This window comes from Wolbachia endosymbiont (group A) of Sympetrum striolatum, assembly GCF_947250715.1.
Classification (GTDB): domain Bacteria; phylum Pseudomonadota; class Alphaproteobacteria; order Rickettsiales; family Anaplasmataceae; genus Wolbachia.
Map to the genome: position 1 here is coordinate 1,345,404 of NZ_OX366342.1, position 20,586 is coordinate 1,365,989.

Below are 20,586 nucleotides of genomic sequence, written 5' to 3' on the forward strand. Positions count from 1 at the left end.
TTTTGGAAGGGATTTTGGCCATTGAGACGTGATGTCAAAAATATCGACAACATTCTTCCACGAACCTTTCCCCACGTTCCAACCAGGTGAAAAAGCTGTTTTTACGATAGCCGTCTAATTTGCCGTTCTGCAAGGTTGTTGATTGACTTCAGGCTTTCGTAAAAACTTCCACACTATATCCTCGGCCTTAACATCTTAATGGCCATTCTCAAACCATTCTCGTCATTTCATGAAAAAACCCTTCTTTCGCATTAGTTGTGTAGCATCTTTTAATATTAACAAGGCCTATAATAGTGCAGCACTGCCTTACGTATTGCCAATCCAAATTCTACTTGCTGTAAAATAACACAATCTGCTACATCGCTGCTAATCTCAATCCCTCTATTTATTGGCCCTGGGTGCATAACAATCACATCTGGTTTTGCGTATGATAGCTTTTGTGAATCAAGTCCATACAAATGAAAATATTCTTTCTCTGAAGGAACAAAACAACTATTATTCATGCGCTCTTTCTGCAGTCTTAAAAGCATGATTACATCAGCATCCTTTATACCTTCAATTAATGAATAATGGACTGAATCTACTTCAGGAAAATGCTTACAAATCAAAGTTGGTGGTGCGACCAAGCTTATCTCTGCTCCAAACATTTTTAGCAACCTTATATTTGACCTTGCAACTCTGCTGTGCAGAATATCTCCACATATCACAACTTTGAGATCCTTTATTTGCTTTTTATGACTGCTGATTACAAGATAATCTGCAAGAGCTTGAGTTGGGTGTTCACTGCTTCCATCGCCTGCGTTGATTAGCGAGCAGCTAACATTCTTAGCCAGCATATTAACAATACCGCTATTTTTTTGCCTGATTATTATATAGTCAGGATTCATTGCATTTAATGTTTTGATCATGTCTTTTAGATCTTCTCCCTTGTTAATAGAAGAAGATCTTATTGGCAAAGTTACAACATTTGCTCCAAGGCTTTTTGCTGCTATTTCAAAAGACGCAAGTGTACGCGTTGAATCTTCAAAGAATAAATTTATTACTGTCTTATTTTCCAAGATATGACTATTTGCAGCTTCTTTTTTAAGGTACTGGTTAGCCAACTTAGTTATATTTTCTACATCATCGACTGTAAGGTCTGAGATGTTTAACAAATTCCTTCTCTTGTGCATAGTTTCCTTTTCAACTACTTGAACCTATTCTACTTTCTTATTATTGTTTTTCAATAGACCTCTTGTGCAGCAATTGTTTTGGTGAAAGAACAGAAAAAGATACTAAAGTCAAAATTAAGTTAGAAGGAAGAAAAAGTTCAGCGAGTCAAGAGTAAGGTACATTAGCATAAATCTTTCATCCCAGTGTTCAGTGGCACTGGGGATTACTTCCACTTATACTCATCCGCTATTATAACAGCCTCAAGAAGATGCTTCTCAAGTTCACTTAGAGGTAAATCACTTTGTGGATAATTTCCCCAAGACTTTAGTATATCGGAAGTTTCAACGCCTTCAATAACAGGGTATTCTTGGTTTTTTTTAGCGTATAGCTCTTGAGCCTGCTTGCTTACTAAAAATTCCAATAAGACTATAGCATTTTCCCTGTTTTTTGCGTTTTTTGTTACTGCTGCACCACTGATGTTTACCATTACGCCGTGATCATTTCGATTAGGAAAAAAAGCCCCTAGCTTGTCTATAACATTCTTTTTATTTTCTGATGAAAGAATTCTTGCAAAGTAATAACTATTTACTATTGCAACATCTCCTTCACCAGCAGCTACAGCATAAATTTGGTCAGTATCACCACCACTTGGTTTTCTTGCCATATTACTCACAATTCCACTTACCCATTCTTTCGTCTTTTCAAAACCATTATTTGCAATCATAAAAGCAATGAATGACCGGTTATATGGACTTGTAGAAGAACGCACTAATATTTTTCCTTTCCATTTTTCATTTGCTAAATCTTCATAAGTACTTAAGTTTTTAGGATTTACTGACTCTTTATTATAAACTAATATTCTGGTTCTTTTTGTAAGGCCAAACCAATAATCTTCACTATCTCTAAATTTTGCAGGTATAACACTTTTTAAAATCTCTGAATCCACTTGAGATAAAAGCCCTCTTTTTTTTGCCAAAATCAGGTTCACTGCATCTGCAGTTAAAAGCAAGTCAGCTTCACCGCCATTTTCCATGCGTGAAAGTAGCTGAGAATAATCATCAATGATGTAACGTACTTTAATGCCTGTATTTTTTGTAAATTCATCAAATAAAGTACGTACTAATTCTTCTTTGCGCGATGAATAGACATTCACTACTTGTGAATTGTCAGTTCCGCTGTTTTTATACAAAAAAGTAATGACTATTAATACAACTGCTATTAAGGATGTGAATATAAAGGCTTTTTTCATATTGGATAAAAAATAACTTCTTTCAGTTAAAGATACTCAAATAGCGCAATCTTAGCAAGTGTAAAATTCGTTAGATGTAGCTAATATAATTTGGATTTACCGAAGTCAATGTATGAAATAATCGAAATTGTCATTCCAGCGCGTGACGCTAGGCCATAAAACCTACTTGACAAACTCCGTCAGCCCCCTTATCATGAAACTAAAGGTATTCAGTTATCTTCATCTGTGCAGATTAAACAGCAAAAAAACAACGTAGTTGGCGTCTTATTTTTAATTTTTTGCACTATGTGCACCTTATGTCTTCACAACATTCTAGGTTTTTACCTACACAAGATGAAACGCGCTTATAAAGCGTTTAAGACAGTATAGTACGCCAATTTGCAGGATTAGAGAGTGATAACTAGCTAACACGGGGTTTCTTTTGTCTTTTTTTCTGCTTAGTAAATTTCTTAAACATTTGAACTAAGGTGAGCTGCACTTAAAAGCAGCTAAATTGCAGTGTTTAAGACTTAAAAAAACGCCAATACAGAAAATAGACAATGACCAGGGCCTCTTTTGCCTTTTTTTTCGTTTGGTAAATTTCTTAAATATTTATGGCTAAACGACAACCGTCATCCCGCTACGTGTTAGCGGGATGACGGTCTGCGGCGGTATGGCGGTTCGCGGTGGCATGACAATAACTTCGTCATCCCGCTGCTTGTTAGCGGGATCTATGCTAAGAGATACCGCGAATGAATCGCGGTATGACGGTTAAGTAATTCGTCATCCCGCTACTTGTTAGCGGGATCTATGCTAAGGAGATACCGCGGCGGTATGACGGTTCTTGGCGGTATATTCGTCATCCCGCTACGTGTTAGCGGCTAAGAGATACCGCGGCGGTATGACGTATTACTTATTATAGCTATAGTTCTACATGAATTACAAAAGTAATATTTACTAGATCTTAATATTTTAGATCTATATTTTAATAAATAATGAGCTGTAATTAGTATGAATGATCCATTTAAAAGTGAGAACTATAAAAAAAATCTCGACTCCTTGATAGAAGCTATAAAGCTGAAAAATATTGGTGAACAATATAATAAAACAGTGAGAGATTTATCCCAGACATTAGAGAGTTTTACAGATAAGGCAGAAGATGTAGCTAAGTTTGTTATATGTAGTGACTTGAATAATTATATAGAACCGGTGAACAAAAAGCCATCAGGTTTTTTTGGAATATTCAAGGAAACATTTAATAAAATCTTGGGAAAAGATGCTTCAATTCAGGATAACGATATAAGAAATTTTGCTAATGATAAATTGCCCAGTCTTGCTGAAAAAATAACATTCGAATACCTAAATGTTTTAAAGAAAATTTCAGATTTAGAGCAAAGTAAAAAAAATCAGGAGGAACATAGATTGTATGGAGTGAACTTAGAGGATAGAACAGCGTCAAAGCAAGAAGAAAATCCTTTATATGATCTACAAGCAGGAGATTCAGGCTATGGAAGTTCATTAAATGAAGAGCATGAATATGAAGACATATCACATTATCAAGAGAAAAAGCAAAAGGAAAATCCTTTATATGAGCAGAGAGAAGATTTAGGCTATGGAAGTTTATTAAATGAAGAGCATGAATATGAAGACATATCACATTATCAAGAGAAGAAGAGTAAAATTTTAATAGAAAATTCGCAGAGTTCAAAATCGCCCAAAGAAGAGCCAATTTATGCAACAGTTTCTAAAGAACATATAGAGGCAAAAAGAAAACGTAAGCAGAAACAACAACCTCAATCCCTCGTACTACCAAAACCACCAAGAGCATCGCAAGTGCCAAAAAAAATGTTTACTACTGGTCAAGAAGTTAGACAAGAATCGAAAGTGGTAGTCAAAGATAAACCTGCAGTACCGCCAAAGCCTAAAAATCTAAGCCGTGCTGATCAAAAAGTAAGCACAGAGCCAAAAGTAGTAGAAGTAATTCTTAAAAAATCAGCTGAAAGTAAACCTACAGTACCACTAAAATCTGAAAATCAAGACAATAGGAAATCAGCACAAAAAGCTGCTGGTAAGGCGATACCAAAAGTAGCAGCAGCTACTATGAAAGGAGGAGCTAATCGCGAGATGGGCAGTAAAGTAAAGGCATTAAAAGAAAAATTTGAGCAAAATCAAGCAAAAGGAAATGCTAATGTACGGCTTGCTGAAAGCAAAACTACCCCAGCAGCACAAGCGGATATCGGTGTGAAGAAAAAACAATCTCATTCATTTCTAACAGAGAATAAAAGATCTGCAACGAAACACATAACAGCAAAATCTGATCCAAAATCTCATGTCAGCAAAAATCCTCCTTCCACACAAGTAAGTGTTAAGGAAATGGTTGCACAAATTGAGAAAGGAAAAGGAGGAAGATAGTAACATTTGGGAAAAAAACATATGGTCAAGTCAAGAGATTGTGAGCAAACTTAGGAAGTTATAGCTAAACTGACTGTATCTGTTCAGAGGAGTGGCTAATGTGCAAATATTGAAGCAAAGTGCGTGACTCACAGCTGTACGAACATTGCAATATGGCACATAGTAAACGATGTCATCCCAGTGCCCAGACACTGGGATCCAGTTTTCCATATAATCTCATCGAAAATGTTGTAATCACTTTCTGTGCTAGTTTGCTTGTGAACAAGCAAACTTTTCTGGTTCCCAGTGTCAAGCACTGGGATGACATCATAGGGACACTGGGATCTAGGGAATGTTCAAAAAACTGTGTCAAATCAACTCATACACTTCATTACCAACTTCATGATGAAGTTCTGCAGTTGGATGGAAATAATCAAAAAAGAAATAATCCTTTAGTGTTTCTTCGCTACACCCAGGGTTATAGTGAACGTCAAGTTCCCCTTTAAATATCAACTTTAAGAGTATTTTTATATTTTCTTTAAATCTCCCAATTTGGTCTGCAATGTTCGATGTGCATGCATCTTGACAATTTAAACCTTTGCTCTTGTATTCGCTAAGCATACTTTTCATTTTAGAGTTAAGATCAAATGCTTTTATTTCAAGATTTGTACTTTTCTTCATATAATCTAAGCCATTAGCCAATTTTGCATTGAAACTCTCTGTGAGCTTCGTAGCTAGTTCCCTTGCTTCTTCATCTCTATTAAAAGCTGGTATTGAGCCAACTTCAGGTGCGTTTGCAACAACTACATGCTTAACACCATGTTCATTTAGAACCTTAAGTGCATTACATATTTCACTCACTGCTTGTTCCAACACTTCTTCCGCTTTAGTATCGTCATAAGCAGTGGCAACCATAACATCATTTCCGCCGATTATGATGCAAAATAAATCTTCTTTACCTATATCTGGATGATGTTTAATTACCGCATCTAGCTGGTTAGCTAAACGAAATTTATTGAAGAAATAATAAAAAATAGGGTCAAAAATTTCAGATGCTGTTGCACATGAAACTGCATAGTTTTGACCTTGCTGTTCGTGGCATTTCCCAAAAAATGAATAACTCCACCCAGGTTTAAATTCGTCTAAATCTAAATATTTTGCTACATATTCAACAGCAGTGGCGCCATTGCTAAAAGATCCTCCTTGATAAAAAGGGTCATAAAACTTTACGCTTTTTGCAAAGGATAAGTTATTTAAAATTCCAATGATTGCGCCATTATCGGATAAACTATCACCCAGAACATAAAAATTTCTATACTTTGAATTAGAATTGTCATTTTTATTTGTCATAATATTTACCGTAGATTAGCATGTTGTTTCATTAGATTCATAAAAAAAAATAGCGGTGCAACTTTTTTACAACCCCCATTTTAAACTTTATTGTGCATTTCCTTCATATCATACCTTTTTGAAAAAACGTTTTATTTTAAAAACGCTCTGACTTTTTCTCCACTTTTTCCGGGCAAAATCAGCTTCTTCTTAACTTGACACGTATACTTAAAAGAACCCTCTAAGTTTTCTAGCGCGGCTTGGATGTTTCAACTTGCGCAGTGCTTTTGCCTCTATTTGCCTAATTCTCTCACGTGTTACATTAAAAATTTTTCCTACTTCTTCTAAGGTATGCTCCTTCCCATCTTTACCAAGGCCAAAACGCATTCTTAGAATTCTTTCTTCCTTTGGTGTTAAAGTTGCAAGAACATTGGTTGTAATGCCACGCAAGTCAGCAAGTATTGCAGCATCCTCTGGTCTGGAGACTCGCTTATCTTCTATACAATCACCGAAGGTACTACTATCATCCTTTCCTGTTGGAGCTTCAAGACTTACTGGGTCCCTTGCTATTTTCATAACTTTGCGTATTCTTTCCAGTGGCATTGTCAGTTCTACACTTAATTCCTCTAACGTCGGCTCTCTTCCCATCTCATGAGTCATTTTTCTTAATGCTCTGTTGATTTTACTGATAACTTCTACCATATGAACTGGTATTCTAACTACTTTAGACTGCTCAGGTATTGCCCTAGTGATTGATTGTCTTACCCACCAAGTGCCATAAGTTGAAAATTTATATCCACGTTTGTAATCAAACTTATCCACGGCCTTCATAAGACCAATATTGCCTTCTTGTATCAAATCAAGCAGATCAAGGCCTCTTTTTGAATACTTCTTAGCAATGGAAACTACTAGCCTTAAGTTAGCCTTAATCATCTCTTGCTTTGCTTCAGAGACTTCTCGTTCGTGTTTTTGTATTCTCCTGATTAGCTCCTTAAATTCTTGCACGTTATCTTCCTGTATATGCTGCTTAATACCGTTCAAAGTACTAGCTATATGTTCAGAGTTATCGTCTATAAACCTTAAAAATTTGTTTTTTAATTCACCTGTAAAAGAGGACTGATTTTCATTGATCTTTAAAAGAATTATCTTTTTCAATTCGTGCTTTAAAAGCACGTCATCATAAACTTTATAGAAACTTTCTCTATCGATATCGTATTTTCTAGCCTCAGCAATAAGATTAGCCTCTTCAAGCGTGATGGATCTATTTATCTTATAAAGTTCTTGTGTAATTCTGGCAACAGCAGCATCACTTAACTTAATTTGTAATGCTATAGACCATATTTGACTATATAAATTCTCTAGTTCATCAGAGGAATCTTTAGAATTTTTTCTTAATACCAATGCTTCATTTGTTAAAGTAATTATCTCATCCAATGCAACTATGACCTTTGGCAATAAGTCACTTTCCATTTCAAGAATAGAAACATTTAAATTCGCTGAATTTATATCTTCATTATCACCGTCTTTCTCATCATCACTTTTTTTACTATCTTTCTCATCATCACTACAGTACTCAGCATCTTCAGAAACATCCTCAGAATCCTCAACATCTTCAGCACTTTCTTCACTCTCTTCTTTGGGTACCACATTAAAGTCAGAGTTATAAATTGCATCCAGATCTATAATTTCTCTCAGTAAGAGAGCTCCACTACTTAAATCATCACGCCATACTTTTATCACCTTTAATGTTACTGATGTTTCAATTATTGCACGTAACATGTTATGCTTTTCAGATTCAATTTTTTTTGCTATCTCGATTTCATCTGCCCTTGACAAAAGCTTTACAGAGCTCATGTCTTGTAAATAAATCCTCACTGGATCATCATTTTGTACTAAAGTTGCAGTAATATTTGGCGATGTGTCATCATCATCAAGTTTACTATCATCACTGTTGGAAGGAATATCTTCTTCATCTTCGCTACTTTCAAGCACATTAATTCCGGAATCCTGCAATAAAGATATAGCATCATCTATAAAATCAGACGAAAAATTTTCATCTGATAATTTATCATTTATATCATCAAAGGTGACAAAACCACCTTTTTTTATACTTTTAGTTACAAGATCTCTGATAACTTTTTTCTTATCTTCTGCATCATTAATAGTTGACATCATTACCTTTATAGTTTATAATTTTATTTCTTATTAACAAATAAACTTACAACGAGCAAGTCTATAATTTTACTTTTAACTTGTGGCTATTCGTTACTTCATATAGTTTAAGATACTGTTAATTTATGTACACTTGTCTTGATCAATTGTTCCATACTTTTCTTCCATTTTTACTGCTATGGACAATCCAACTGAAAATGTTGCAATTCCAACCACTATAGCAGTAAGCATTAAAACATGAGGTATAGGATTGCTATATGAATAAAAATTTGAAACCAATATAGGAGGCAAAGAACTTTTTATATATCCTAGAGATATGTAAAACAACAAAACAGATGCTTGGAAGACGCTTACCCCTATCATTTTCTTGATTAAATTTTTATCGTTTATAATAATATATAAACCTAGCACCATTAATACAATAATAATCGTATAATTATATAAAGTCATTGTTTTTTCCTACGAGCAAAATTCATATATATAATTAACATAGAGGAGCAGACAGTAAATGCTACACCTAATTCCACCAAAAAAATACCCAATTTTTGACCGGTTCTATTATTGGCTGACAAGATATCATAAGATAAAAAATTTTGGCCAAGTAAAGTTGTTGCAACGCCCGTTCCTCCATAAATTAAAATACCTAACACGTTAGTCAATCTAATCACAGAATAAGGTATTGCTTTTAGAGTTGTAGATACACCAAATAGCATTGAATATAATATTATCCCGGAGGCAATAATTATTCCTGCTTGAAAACCTCCACCCGGAGTGTAATCACCGTGAAATTGTATGTATAAACCAAATAAAATGATAAAAGGTATCATCAAAAATGTTACTGCATTTAATATCGGATCTTTAATCATTGTCTTTTTCTTCTTTTAATATCAACGTTATACAAAGCGCAGCAGTAAAAACTACTATAGTTTCTCCAAACGTGTCATAACCACGAAAGCTTGCCAAAACAGCTGTCACTATATTAGGAATACCGGTAGCTTTTTCGGTATTTTCCACATAATAAGGAGCAACATGCAAGTGGATCGGAGCATTGTGGCTGCCAAAATCTGGCAATTGAATCATAAAATATGACAAACATACAGCCAGAAATAACATAAAAAAAAGCGTTATAGGGTTATGAGATAGATTTACTTTATGATTCTTTATCAAGGAGAGTGCTGCAAACGTAAAAATCGTACTGAGCCCCGCACCAACAGAAGCTTCAGTAATTGCAACATCAGGTGCATTCATAATTAAGTATATAAGCGCAATAAGTGAACTAAATACACACATTAGAACAGCACTTACGACTAAATGTCGCGAGAAGACTATAAAAACCGTAACTGTTAGTAACAACAAAAGTAGCACTACATTTAATATTTCTAACACCTTAACCTTCTTTAACAGTTTTTTTCTTAACTTTATAATAAGTGCGCGCTAAAATATAGCCATTAGTTGAGCTAGCTACCCATATTATAAGAATTAATAATATTATTTTAACAGTATTGATTGAAAATCCATTCTGCAAAGCAAAACCAATTAACAATAGCGTTGCACCGCTAGAATCTGTAATACCTGCTGCATGTAACCTAGTATAGAAATCAGGAAATCTAATTACTCCCACACTTGAAATGATTACTGAACAAATGCCTAAAAATATAAGAACGGATCCTATCATAAATTATTAAAACAACATTAATCTCATTAGTGCTATAGTTGATATAAAGCTAACGCTAGCATACAACAATGCTATATCTATTAAAAAAAAATTATTCAGAATGATTGATATTGCTGTTATGAGTACAACTACTTGCGTTGAGAAATTATTGAACGCTAAAACCTTATTGTACACATCACTTGACTTAGACACTATGCGGCACAACATTATACTCATACAGAACAACAGTGTATAGATAGCAATGTGAAGCATTTAAAGACTATGTAACTTCAGTAGATTTCTAAACGGATACTTCTTCATCGCCATCTTGATCATTTATTTCATCATCTATTTCACCATCCACTTCATAATCTTGGCTTTCTTGACTTGCATCAAGATCTGTGTTAAATTGACCATCAGAAAAATTTAATAAATTCGCTAGCTTACTTGTATTACTGCTGTAAACATTATTCATATTTCCTTTCATGTACTCCTTGCATCTACCTACCAAAAGGTTAAATAGCTCATGAGTATCCACCTGTTTTTCTGCTATTTCATATAAGGAAACTATGGTGTTTTTATGGTCTTTAAACTGAACTGTTTGAACTGGATTACTTGCTCCTGTATTTAAATCATGTGTTCTTTGACTTGCCAATAGAACCAATTTGAAACGGTTACTTACCTGTTCTGTACACTTTTCTACAATAGACTCAGCCATAAGATACTACCTTAATAAGTTTTATACTATATCACAAAAAACAAGTTGTCAACTTTGTATCTATTGCGATTCAACTTCATGTTTTACTTTTTCTGCCTCAGATTTTATTTCTTGGCTTTCTGTCATCGTGATTGTGATTTCATGATCAAGTTTTTTTAGAAATCCTAACAATCGCTCTAAAGAAAAACCATCTATTTTACCATTTTTAATTTGTGATACCTTTGGCTGATCAATACCAAGTTTCTCAGCTGCAAAAGCCTGAGTCCAAGCATTTTTTTCTATAATTTTATTTATTATATAAAGCAACTTTGTTTTTATTGCTGCACTGTCTAAGTTATTTAACGATATTATTTCCATAATTCTTACACTCACATATCAATTAACTTTATTAAATATTATAGCATAATATTTAATATACCAAGATATTAATATCATATAACTTGTCAATAATTATATGATATCAAATTTAAAACTTTAAGTTGATTGTATATTAATATTTCAATCAAATTTCTAGTAATTTTAAATTACCATTTTACCATCAGCCTCTCTGAAAAAATCATTTACAGAAAGAACAAGCTAAAATTACAAAGCTTGAAATACAAAAATAATTATTTTATAAATTTATCTTACATAAGAAGTTTATATCTCTATATCTTAACATAGATATTTATTTAAATTTTTAAAATTTCTATTTTAACGAGAATTCTATATACTATATTTATAATATAACTTAAATATTTGTTGCTTTTTAGCTGGAACACTATTTAGTTAGTAAGTAAAATTGTGTTGAATATGACAAAAATAAAAAAAGATGTTGCTGTTATTATGGGAAGTGAGTCAGATTACACCACTATGGTCCATACCGTCGATATGCTAAAAGCATTAGAAGTTTCACATGACATATTCATAATATCTGCACATAGAACACCAGAAAGGCTCTTCAATTTTGCTAAATCTGCACAAGAAGAAGGTTTCAAGGTTATTATAGCTGGTGCAGGAGGTGCAGCTCATTTACCTGGTATGGTTGCGTCATTAACTTGTTTACCAGTTATCGGCGTTCCTGTGCATAGTAAACAATTAAATGGGCTGGACAGTCTACTCTCTATAGTTCAAATGCCAAAGGGTGTTCCAGTTGCAACCATGTCTATAGGAGAAAATGGAGCATATAATGCTGCCATTACCGCCGTATCTATATTGTCAATTTCCAACAGTGAAATTGCAGGTAGGTTAAAAAAGTGGAGAGAGAGACAGACCAAAGAAGTAAAAGAAAAACCAGTTTCATAATAAATCTATGGCAATAATCCTTCTAGACACAAAAACCATAAACCGTATAGCAGCGTGGGAGGTGATAGAAAGGCCAGCAAGTGTAGTAAAGGAATTAGTGGAAAATGCAATAGATGCTGGAAGTTTAGAAATAGAGATCAAAATAGAAAGTGGTGGGCGTAACCTTATTATTGTGACAGATGATGGTAACGGAGTAGAAAAAAACGATTTAGAACTTGCGTTTATGCGCCATGCTACTTCAAAATTGAGCGATAGTGAGTTGATAGAAATCAAGCATCTTGGCTTTAGAGGAGAAGCTCTGCCTTCAATAGCAGCAGTAAGTAGGATAAAATTATCGTCTAAAGCAAGCGGAGCAAGTGAAGCATGGTCTATAAGTTATGAGGGTGGAGAAAAGATGGGGGAGCTAACTCCTTACTCTTTATCACAAGGGACACATATTGAAGTACGAGATTTGTTTTTCGCTACCCCAAATAGACTAAAATTTCTAAAAACCGAAAGAGCAGAAACTCAAAGCATTGTTGATATTGTAAACAACCTAGCAATGGTTAACTATCATATAGGGTTTACTCTCACTTCAGGTAATAAAAAGCTCTTAAAATACGCTAAGCAGACTTCGTTATTTCATAGATTGTGTGAAGTAGAAGAAGAATTTCAGGGCAATTCTTTGGAGGTCAATGAAGAAGAAGACGGCATCAAACTTACGGGACACATCTGTAAGCCAACCGTCAATCGTGGTAAGTCAACTCAGATCTATACATTTGTTAATGGAAGGCCAATTAAAGATAATTTACTTATTGGTGCGGTTAGGTATGCATATCATGATTTTATTCCAAGCGATAGGTATCCTTTTGCAGCGTTACATTTAGAGATACCTTATGATCAAGTAGATGTAAATGTGCATCCAAATAAGTCAGAAGTAAGGTTTCAGAATAAGAAGCTCATATATGAGATAGTGACAAGAGGATTAATCAAAGCATTGTCAAGAAGGATAGGCACCTTTGATGTCATTCCAGCTAGTGACCAGAAAACTACTAATACAATAGAGGGTTTTTTGAAAGGTTCATTATCAGATCCTTTTGATAAATCTGATGTTCAAAATGAATTTTATGAAAGAAGGCCAAGTCCTTTTGAAAATCAACTAATAAAAGAATTTGCTTCTCCAAATGAAAAAGCAAAAGGCTTATCAGAACAGTCAAAATCGTTTGATTATACCGGCATACAGAAATCCCCATCACAAGCGGAAATTATGGTTCTAGAAAAAAAGGTGTTAGAGCAAGTTGATTTGATAGAGAGCCACCCGCTCGGGTTTGCACGCTGTCAGGTCTATAATACTTACATTATTGCCGAGGTAAGAGACAAATTGATTATAGTTGATCAGCATGCAGCCCACGAGAGATTAGTATATGAATGCCTAAAACAAAAATCAAGTATAAAAAGACAAAAACTACTTCTTCCTGAAACGGTTGAAATCAAAAATCAAGCTGGAATGGAGATGATTGAAATCTATAAAGATAAGTTATTTGAAATGGGTTTTGATATTGAAATCAAATCAGAGAATAAAGTGATAGTAAAAGAAATCCCTGCAATTTTGGGAGCAATAGATGTGAAAGAGATGCTAATTAATATAGTGGGTAGATTAACGGAAATAGAAGATACATTGCCAGTAGAAGACAAAGTGAACAAGATATTGGCTACTATCGCTTGTCATGGATCAATTAGAGCAGGCAGGAAAATGAGGTTAGAGGAGATGAATGAGCTGCTGAGACAAATGGAAAAAACTCCATATTCCGGGCAATGCAACCACGGAAGACCAACTTATATAGAAATGAAACTCAGTGATATTGAAAAACTGTTTGAGCGCAGGTAATGAGGTTGCCATAAATATGTAAGTGCTCTTTCCTCGTCATCCAAGTAGCTCATAGAAACGGATTAAACGAAAAACGACTTGACAAACTCCGCCAGCTCCCTTATCATGACAATAAGGGTATTTATGACTCAAAACTTGTTTTTGACCTGCAGGCTCAATGACAAAATTCAGTAAAAAACTTAGGGTATTTATTGGCGGATTACATAAAATTATAGCGGCTGCATGTCTTTTTTATTTTTTCTACATTCAGCCAAATCGCGCTTATTTTAAGCGTTAGCACATTATTACAGCGCCACTTACAGTAATATAGAGTCAAAACTCGCTACTCGGGGCTTCTTTTGCCTTTTTTTTCATTTGGTAAATTTCTTAATGTTTATAGCTCAAAGAGAGGTGTCATTCCAGCACTTGATGCTGGAATCCAGGAATTTTATCAAGTATAAAAGTTATGTTAAAATGCACCATTTATGGAAAACTAGATCCCAGTGTCTGGGCACTGGGATGACACCCTTTCCTAGATGGAGATAAATTACAATGTTTGTACAGTTATGGGATTGCGCAGTGGATGCAGTTTAACATAAAAAGCTTTGCTTTTTGAAATTTTGGGTTATACTCAACTTCAACACTATTAGCAGGGGTAATGATCATGAATAAAGAAGAAGCTTTAAAAATTTTGGAACTAACAGATAGCCATGACGTTATCTCTAAAGCCAGAAAGAAATTATTTGATAGTGAAAAAAACTCAGATGTATTAAAAACGCAGATCGAGGCATATAAATCGCTTACCGATAGTCAAGCAGAAGCTTTTTCGGATCTTGTAATATCAGCTATTAACAGTAATGAGCTAGATTTTCTGAAGTTGTTGCTGAAGACAGTAAAAAATGATGATAAATTTAACTATTTGAATACAGAAGGTACTGGTGGCAGTATACCATTGAACTTTGCATTAAGATATACAGGTTATAAGAATGAGTCAAGAGTTAAGATCATAGCTTTGCTTTTAGAGCATGGTGCTAATCCTAATACGAGAGATCGAGAAGGTAAATCATCATTACACTATGTTATTAATAATAGTGATGGCGTTTCTTGCCACAAAGTTACTGAATCACTTTTAAATAAAGGTGCTGACCCTAATGCAAAAGATAGTCAAGGTAAAACACTGTTGCATTACTTATTTGAAGATAAAAGTCACGATCGTGTTGAAATTGCAAAATTGCTGTTGAGGAAAGGCGCTAACCCAGACTTAAAAGATCATTACAATAAAAGACCAGTAGATTATGCTGAACACAACAGTAAAGTTGGGCAGCTATTTGGTGCCGTTGATCGTGATACGGTGTTACTATACTCTGGTGGTATAGTGATTTTTTCGCTTTTTAGTATCTGCTGCGCACTTGAGGCTGCAGTTGGAGATTTCAGAAAAGCAGATAAAATCGGGTTTGCCATTTTTACAGTAAGTACTGCTGCTGTTGCATTATATTGCGCATACTGTGCAATAAAAACTGCGTTTTTTTCAAAACCCTCACCAGATTTTACCGAAGCTAGAGCAGAATTTCTTAATAGTCAATCACCAAATCCAGCAGGTGCAGCTTAATAATTATAGCTAAAGTAATCTAGGTTTACCGTCATTCCGCTACTTGTTAACGGATGAGATACCGTGAATAAATCACGGTATGACGGTTCGCGGTGGTATAGTAATTCGTCATCCCGCTACTTGTTAGCGGATGAGATACCGTGAATAAATCACGGTATGACGTATAGAAACTAAAAAAGTTCTTTTTTAAAAAACTTAAGTTATACTTATAAGTATTTGATACTTTTTATAGTGATTATGTCGAATTTAAGCTGCCTTTATGGTGATAATGCAGAATTTGTGGAAGAAATGTATAGCCGTTATCTGCAGGGCGATAAATCAATCGGGGAAGATTGGTATAGAATTTTTTCAAGCAATTTAGAAGTTAATAAAGCAGAGCCCTGCAATGCAACTAAGGTAGATGATTCAGTTTCTAGTTTAGCAAATTTCTTCAGGTCCTATGGTCACTTTTTTGCAGACTTAAACCCATTGTCACCAAGTGAGAATCAATTAATAGATTACCAAAAATATTCAAATCTATCTCCGGCAAGTGACGCTGAAATCTATAGAGATATTTACTGCAAGAATATCGGTTTTGAATTTATGCATATCTCCTCTTATGAGGAGAGAATATGGCTGCAGGAAAAGATCGAAAATCAAACCTATACGCTGAGTTCACAAGATAAAAAGGAAATCCTGAGGCACTTGATCGAATCTGAGATGTTCGAGCAATTTCTCCATATGAAATTTCCTGGATATAAACGTTTTTCTATCGAAGGTGGGGAATCAGCTATCGTTGCTATTGAAAAAATTATTAGTGATTCTGCAGCTTTTAGTATTGAAGAAATAGTCCTTGGCATGGCTCACCGCGGACGGCTCAATGTTCTAACCAAAGTTATGGGCAAAGAATATGCGGCAATGCTATCTGAATTTCAAGGCAACCTTGCATACCCAAGTGGTCTTGAGGTGTCTGGTGATGTTAAATATCACCTTGGCTATTCTTCTGATCGAGCACTTACAGGTGGCAAAAAAATACATTTAAGTTTATGCCCTAACCCATCTCACCTTGAAGCGGTGAATCCGGTTTTGGCTGGAAGAATAAGAGCAAAACAGAATATAAGGTCTGTGCTTGGCATATCAATTCATGGTGATGCGGCTTTCATCGGTCAAGGTGTCGTTGCCGAGACCTTGAGCCTAAGCAACATTGAAGGTTATAAAGTGGGTGGTATTGTGCACATTGTTATAAACAATCAAGTTGGTTTTACTGCTAACCCATGCTGCGCACGATCCTCTTTTTATTGCACTGACATAGCAAAATCAATAGAAGCTCCGGTTTTCCATGTGAATGGAGATAACCCGGAAGCTGTGAGTTTTGCTGCAAGTCTGGCGATGGAATATAGGCAGAAATTTAAAAAGGACGTAGTGATTGATATAATATGCTACCGCAAATACGGCCATAATGAAGGCGATGAACCGAATTTCACTCAGCCACTTATGTATAAGCTGATATCAAAACATAAAACTCCTGGAACATTGTATGAAGAAAAATTGACTGCAGAGAAAGTATTAGATGGCGATGAAGTAAATAAATTGCGCAGTGAGTTCAGGGCAAAATTAGATAAAAGTCTTGCTGAATCAGTGACTTACACTCCAAAAAAAGCTGACTGGTTCGGTGGAGTGTGGTCAAAATTAAGAAGAGCAAAGCTGAACGATTTGAGCGAATACTACACGGATTCTGGTGTTCCGCCAGATGAGTTGAAAAAATTGGGTGTGCATATAAATAGCAATATTCCAAGTAGCTTTAACATTAACAATAAGGTTAGAAAAATACTCGATGGAAGAATAGACAGCATAAATTCTGGTAGCAATATAGACTGGGCAACTGCCGAAAGTCTTGCATTTGCGTCACTGCTTACAGAAGGAATAGGAGTGCGTTTATCAGGACAAGATTCTGGTCGTGGGACTTTCTCGCACCGTCATTCAAGGCTTGTTGATCAGGCAACAGAAGAAGCGTTTATTCCGCTAAACAATATAAATGAAAAGCAAGCTCACTTTGAGGTCATAGATAGCGCTTTATCAGAGTATGCTGTAATGGGCTTTGAATATGGATATAGTCTTGATTCTCCGTATTCACTGGTGCTCTGGGAAGGACAATTTGGTGATTTTGCAAATGGTGCACAAATTATGATCGACCAGTTTATCGCATCTGCAGAAACAAAGTGGTTGCGATCAAGCAGTCTAGTTCTATTGTTGCCCCACGGTTATGAAGGGCAAGGACCTGAGCATAGCTCCGCACGTATAGAGAGATTTTTGCAACTCTGCGCAGAGGATAATATGCAGGTAGTTAATTGTTCCACTCCGGCGAATTACTTCCATGTCTTACGCAGACAAATGCATAGAGACTTTCGTAAGCCTTTAGTAGTGTTTACACCTAAATCACTATTGCGTCATAAAAGAGCAGTTTCTAACCTATCTGACTTTGAAGGAAAATTCCTCACGGTAATTCCAGAATGTAGAACAGGTTTAGTTTCAAATAATGAAATACGTAAAGTTGTAATATGCAGTGGTAAAGTTTATTACGATATAATTGAAATGCTTGAAACACAAAAAATAAACGATATAGCAGTGATACGTTTAGAACAATTCTATCCGTTTCCAGCCGATAAATTAAGCAGCGAACTTGAAAAGTACAAGAACGCTGAAATTATATGGTGTCAAGAAGAACCAAAAAATATGGGGGGATGGTTTTTTGTCAACCCATTGATAGACGAGGTGTTATCTGACCTCAATATTCAAGCAAAAAGACCTAAGTGTATCGCAAGACCTGCTGCTGCATCTCCTGCATGTGGTTATGCTAGTGTTCACACTCAGCAACAGGAGGAAATTTTAAAGCAGCTTAATTAAACTTCACCTCTACTAGTGGAATGTTATTCCAGCTATTGCTTCCATAGTCATCAATAGAAGCGTTTAAGTAATCTGTATCAAAGCGCACGGGCACATCAAATTCGAAGCTCGCAGTGATTATCGCATCTTTTACTGGTGGCTTCATAAATGTTATTTCTCCCGTTGAATAATTTACTGAATATTCACTCTCTTCTTTACCATTTAAATAAATCTTTACTGTCCCATGTACTGGCTTTTTGATCATGCGTATATGCTTATCTTCCCCACTTACATAAGTTTTGATTAGCTGAAAAGTCGTTTTTTTGTTATCTCCTATACCAATCTTTTGATTAATGGCTATAAAATCTGACCAATCCTTAAAACGAAACCCTATTGCTTTACCTTTTCGTGCATGAAAAAATGTTATGAGTTCTGTTAGCTGCTCGTTTGATCTGACCCCGTAAGCTATGTTGTATCTAGTGCGTGGCATGAGACCAATTGATGTTGCGCTGTTCACAACCGTTATGAGTTGTTACAACGTCAGTGGAAAATTCCGGTCCTCCAGTGGAACCATAAGATATATTTTCTGGAAATCTAATTTCTGTGAATGACATATGTCCTCCTATGAAAGTAAAATTGAGGTGGTGTAGTAAAACAGGAAAGATCTTAAATTTTTAAAGTTGCCTTATTAATAAGACCGTGCATTTTTAATCCTATTTCTTCTAGAAAAGTAAGGGTACTATTTTCTTCTAACTCACTTTTCAGTTCGTTAATGTTCTTATGACTCTGCGTTAATTGATATACACAAACACATCCAACGACTAAAGCAATTCCAGTAAGACATGCAAAAGGAATTGCTTGAGTAATGATAGCAGCTATAGCAGATGCTGTGAATACTATAGCAGCTATCAAAGCAACTGTGCCATAAACAGCTTCTTTCTTGGGAGTGTTAAATAAACTGTGTCAAACCGAAAAAAAGTAATAAATTGATATAAAAAAATGGAGGTTTGACAATGAGTCAGAAAGTAGTAAACAGAACTACCGGTTTGGTAGATTATAAAGAATTAGAAACAAATATCCTGTCGTCTATACGAGAAGGAAGACCGTTGACAGGAAGAGATGGAGCATTAACACCGTTTATAAAAAAGTTGCTGGAGGTAAGCCTGGAAGGTGAAATAGAAAACCACTTGTCGGCTGAAAGCGAAGAGAATAATCGAAGAAATGGGAGGAATGCAAAGACTTTACGTACAAGCGCAGGGTCATTTGAGCTTTTGACGCCAATAGATAGGGAAGGAAGTTTCGAACCACAAATAGTCAAAAAAAGGCAAACAAACTTACATCCAGAGCTTGAAACGAAGATTTTGAGCACATTTGCCAGTGGTATGGGCTATAGAGATATAGTGTCACATGTTGAGGAAATTTATGATCACAAAATATCGGCGGCAGAGATATCAAGTATTACTGACAAATTGCTACCAGTAATCAACGAATGGCGTAGTCGCCCGCTGCAGTCTGTATATCCGATAGTTTTCATGGTTTTTTAAAGTCAAAGAGGACGGGCATTGCGTAAGTAAATGCATGTATAACATATTAGGCATAGATCAAAATGGCAAAAAAGAAGTATTAGGTTTTTATTTGGCTGAAAGTGAAGGAGCTAACTTCTGGTTGGGAGTGCTAAATGACCTCAAAGAAAGAGGAGTAGAAGATATCCTTATTGCCTGCGTTGATGGGCTGAAAAGCTTTCCTGCAGCTATAAACAGTGTCTTTCCTAATGCGGAAGTGCAGATGTGTATAGTGCATCAGATACGCAACTCACTGAAGTATGTGGCCAGTAAAGATGCGAAGAGTTTTTTGAGCGATTTAAAGAAGGTATATCAAGCTTCAAGCAAGGAAATTGCCGAGAATTATCTGTTGGAATTGGATGAAAAATGGGGCACAAAGTACCCTATGGTTATAAAATCTTGGCAGAATAATTGGGAAAACTTGTCTGGTTATTTTAAGTATTCTGGTCCAGTTAGGAGGATAATCTACACCACCAATCCCATAGAGGGGCTACATAGGCAAATTAGGAAATTCACTAAGACCAAAGGCTCATTTACCAGCATAAATGCCTTGTATAAGCAGGTATATTGTGCTATAAAGAAGGCAGAGGAAAAGTGGACGATGCCTGTACATGATTGGGCATTAACTATCTCTCAACTTGATGTTTTCTTTCCTGGCAGATTGAAAATTGAGTTGAACTAAAAATGCGGTTTGACACAGTTTATTTAACACTCCCGAGGTAAATGCACTATAATGACCAAATTCTCCAGCAGCTTGCTGAAATTTCTCAATATTAAAC

The 20,586-nt window shown here is 35.4% G+C and carries 19 protein-coding genes and 2 pseudogenes; 7 read left to right on the forward strand and 14 right to left on the reverse strand.

All coding sequences use genetic code 11. The annotated features are described in order from the left end of the window. Window positions 1-275: 275 nt before the first annotated feature. Both OOK87_RS06575 and OOK87_RS06580 read right to left on the reverse strand, forming a co-directional pair. A complete protein-coding gene (locus OOK87_RS06575; RefSeq protein WP_264688394.1) occupies window positions 276-1,172 on the reverse strand; it encodes an aspartate carbamoyltransferase catalytic subunit in 897 nt (298 codons plus the stop codon). Window positions 1,173-1,375: 203 nt separating this feature from the next. Further along, window positions 1,376-2,401 carry an extracellular solute-binding protein gene (locus OOK87_RS06580; protein ID WP_264688395.1) on the reverse strand — a complete coding sequence of 342 codons (1,026 nt, stop codon included), beginning with the start codon at window positions 2,399-2,401 and terminating at the stop codon, window positions 1,376-1,378. A gap of 990 nt (window positions 2,402-3,391) precedes the next feature. On the opposite strand from OOK87_RS06580, the gene OOK87_RS06585 reads away from it, so the two are divergent. Then, on the forward strand, window positions 3,392-4,792 hold the full coding sequence (locus tag OOK87_RS06585; protein ID WP_264688396.1) for a hypothetical protein: 1,401 nt from the start codon (window positions 3,392-3,394) through the stop codon (window positions 4,790-4,792). Window positions 4,793-4,920: 128 nt separating this feature from the next. Here the strand turns inward: OOK87_RS06585 and OOK87_RS06590 are convergent, their stop codons facing one another. From OOK87_RS06590 to OOK87_RS06635, 10 genes are all read right to left on the reverse strand, one after another. Continuing rightward, window positions 4,921-5,088, reverse strand: a complete 168-nt coding sequence (locus OOK87_RS06590) for a hypothetical protein (protein ID WP_187297384.1) — start codon at window positions 5,086-5,088, stop codon at window positions 4,921-4,923. A gap of 52 nt (window positions 5,089-5,140) precedes the next feature. Further along, on the reverse strand, window positions 5,141-6,121 hold the full coding sequence (locus tag OOK87_RS06595; protein WP_264688397.1) for an SGNH/GDSL hydrolase family protein: 981 nt from the start codon (window positions 6,119-6,121) through the stop codon (window positions 5,141-5,143). Window positions 6,122-6,328: 207 nt separating this feature from the next. After that, window positions 6,329-8,272 carry an RNA polymerase sigma factor RpoD gene (gene rpoD, locus OOK87_RS06600; protein ID WP_264688398.1) on the reverse strand — a complete coding sequence of 648 codons (1,944 nt, stop codon included), beginning with the start codon at window positions 8,270-8,272 and terminating at the stop codon, window positions 6,329-6,331. A gap of 123 nt (window positions 8,273-8,395) precedes the next feature. Further along, window positions 8,396-8,722, reverse strand: coding sequence for a cation:proton antiporter subunit C (locus tag OOK87_RS06605; protein WP_253307288.1), 327 nt, complete (start codon window positions 8,720-8,722; stop codon window positions 8,396-8,398). Then, on the reverse strand, window positions 8,719-9,138 hold the full coding sequence (locus OOK87_RS06610; protein ID WP_164224942.1) for a Na(+)/H(+) antiporter subunit B: 420 nt from the start codon (window positions 9,136-9,138) through the stop codon (window positions 8,719-8,721). The genes OOK87_RS06605 and OOK87_RS06610 overlap by 4 nt, the downstream gene beginning before the upstream one ends. Next, the gene (locus OOK87_RS06615) at window positions 9,131-9,658 is read right to left on the reverse strand and encodes a DUF4040 domain-containing protein (RefSeq protein ID WP_264688399.1); all 528 of its coding nucleotides are present in this window, start codon (window positions 9,656-9,658) and stop codon (window positions 9,131-9,133) included. Before OOK87_RS06615 ends, OOK87_RS06610 begins: the two co-directional genes overlap by 8 nt. Window position 9,659: 1 nt before the next feature. Next, window positions 9,660-9,947, reverse strand: coding sequence for a monovalent cation/H(+) antiporter subunit G (mnhG, locus tag OOK87_RS06620; protein ID WP_096617042.1), 288 nt, complete (start codon window positions 9,945-9,947; stop codon window positions 9,660-9,662). 6 nt (window positions 9,948-9,953) lie between these two features. Beyond that, window positions 9,954-10,199 (reverse strand): monovalent cation/H+ antiporter complex subunit F, encoded by a 246-nt coding sequence (locus OOK87_RS06625; protein WP_082860906.1) that lies wholly within the window; start codon window positions 10,197-10,199, stop codon window positions 9,954-9,956. 28 nt (window positions 10,200-10,227) lie between these two features. After that, a complete protein-coding gene (rpoZ, locus tag OOK87_RS06630) occupies window positions 10,228-10,644 on the reverse strand; it encodes a DNA-directed RNA polymerase subunit omega (RefSeq protein ID WP_253307286.1) in 417 nt (138 codons plus the stop codon). Between the two features lie 60 nt (window positions 10,645-10,704). Next, the gene (locus tag OOK87_RS06635; RefSeq protein ID WP_253310011.1) at window positions 10,705-11,001 is read right to left on the reverse strand and encodes a helix-turn-helix domain-containing protein; all 297 of its coding nucleotides are present in this window, start codon (window positions 10,999-11,001) and stop codon (window positions 10,705-10,707) included. Between the two features lie 435 nt (window positions 11,002-11,436). On the opposite strand from OOK87_RS06635, the gene purE reads away from it, so the two are divergent. From purE to OOK87_RS06660, 5 genes are all read left to right on the forward strand, one after another. Continuing rightward, entirely contained in the window at window positions 11,437-11,928 is a 492-nt protein-coding gene (gene purE, locus OOK87_RS06640) for a 5-(carboxyamino)imidazole ribonucleotide mutase (protein WP_253307285.1), read from the forward strand. A gap of 7 nt (window positions 11,929-11,935) precedes the next feature. Then, on the forward strand, window positions 11,936-13,795 hold the full coding sequence (gene mutL, locus OOK87_RS06645) for a DNA mismatch repair endonuclease MutL (protein ID WP_264688400.1): 1,860 nt from the start codon (window positions 11,936-11,938) through the stop codon (window positions 13,793-13,795). A 369-nt stretch (window positions 13,796-14,164) separates the two neighbouring features. Beyond that, the gene (locus OOK87_RS06650) at window positions 14,165-14,320 is read left to right on the forward strand and encodes a hypothetical protein (RefSeq protein ID WP_264688401.1); all 156 of its coding nucleotides are present in this window, start codon (window positions 14,165-14,167) and stop codon (window positions 14,318-14,320) included. A gap of 112 nt (window positions 14,321-14,432) precedes the next feature. Then, window positions 14,433-15,383, forward strand: coding sequence for an ankyrin repeat domain-containing protein (locus OOK87_RS06655; RefSeq protein WP_264688402.1), 951 nt, complete (start codon window positions 14,433-14,435; stop codon window positions 15,381-15,383). A 237-nt stretch (window positions 15,384-15,620) separates the two neighbouring features. Continuing rightward, entirely contained in the window at window positions 15,621-18,266 is a 2,646-nt protein-coding gene (locus tag OOK87_RS06660; RefSeq protein ID WP_264688403.1) for a 2-oxoglutarate dehydrogenase E1 component, read from the forward strand. Here OOK87_RS06660 and OOK87_RS06665 read toward each other — a convergent pair. Both OOK87_RS06665 and OOK87_RS06670 read right to left on the reverse strand, forming a co-directional pair. Then, window positions 18,259-18,859, reverse strand: a pseudogene (locus OOK87_RS06665) (TIGR02217 family protein). The gene OOK87_RS06660 and the pseudogene OOK87_RS06665 sit on opposite strands and share 8 nt — an antisense overlap. Window positions 18,860-18,911: 52 nt before the next feature. Beyond that, the gene (locus tag OOK87_RS06670) at window positions 18,912-19,157 is read right to left on the reverse strand and encodes a hypothetical protein (RefSeq protein ID WP_253307281.1); all 246 of its coding nucleotides are present in this window, start codon (window positions 19,155-19,157) and stop codon (window positions 18,912-18,914) included. Between the two features lie 101 nt (window positions 19,158-19,258). Between OOK87_RS06670 and OOK87_RS06675 the strand changes: the two are divergent. Further along, window positions 19,259-20,489 (forward strand): annotated as a pseudogene (locus tag OOK87_RS06675) (IS256-like element ISWpi15 family transposase). Window positions 20,490-20,586: the final 97 nt, after the last annotated feature.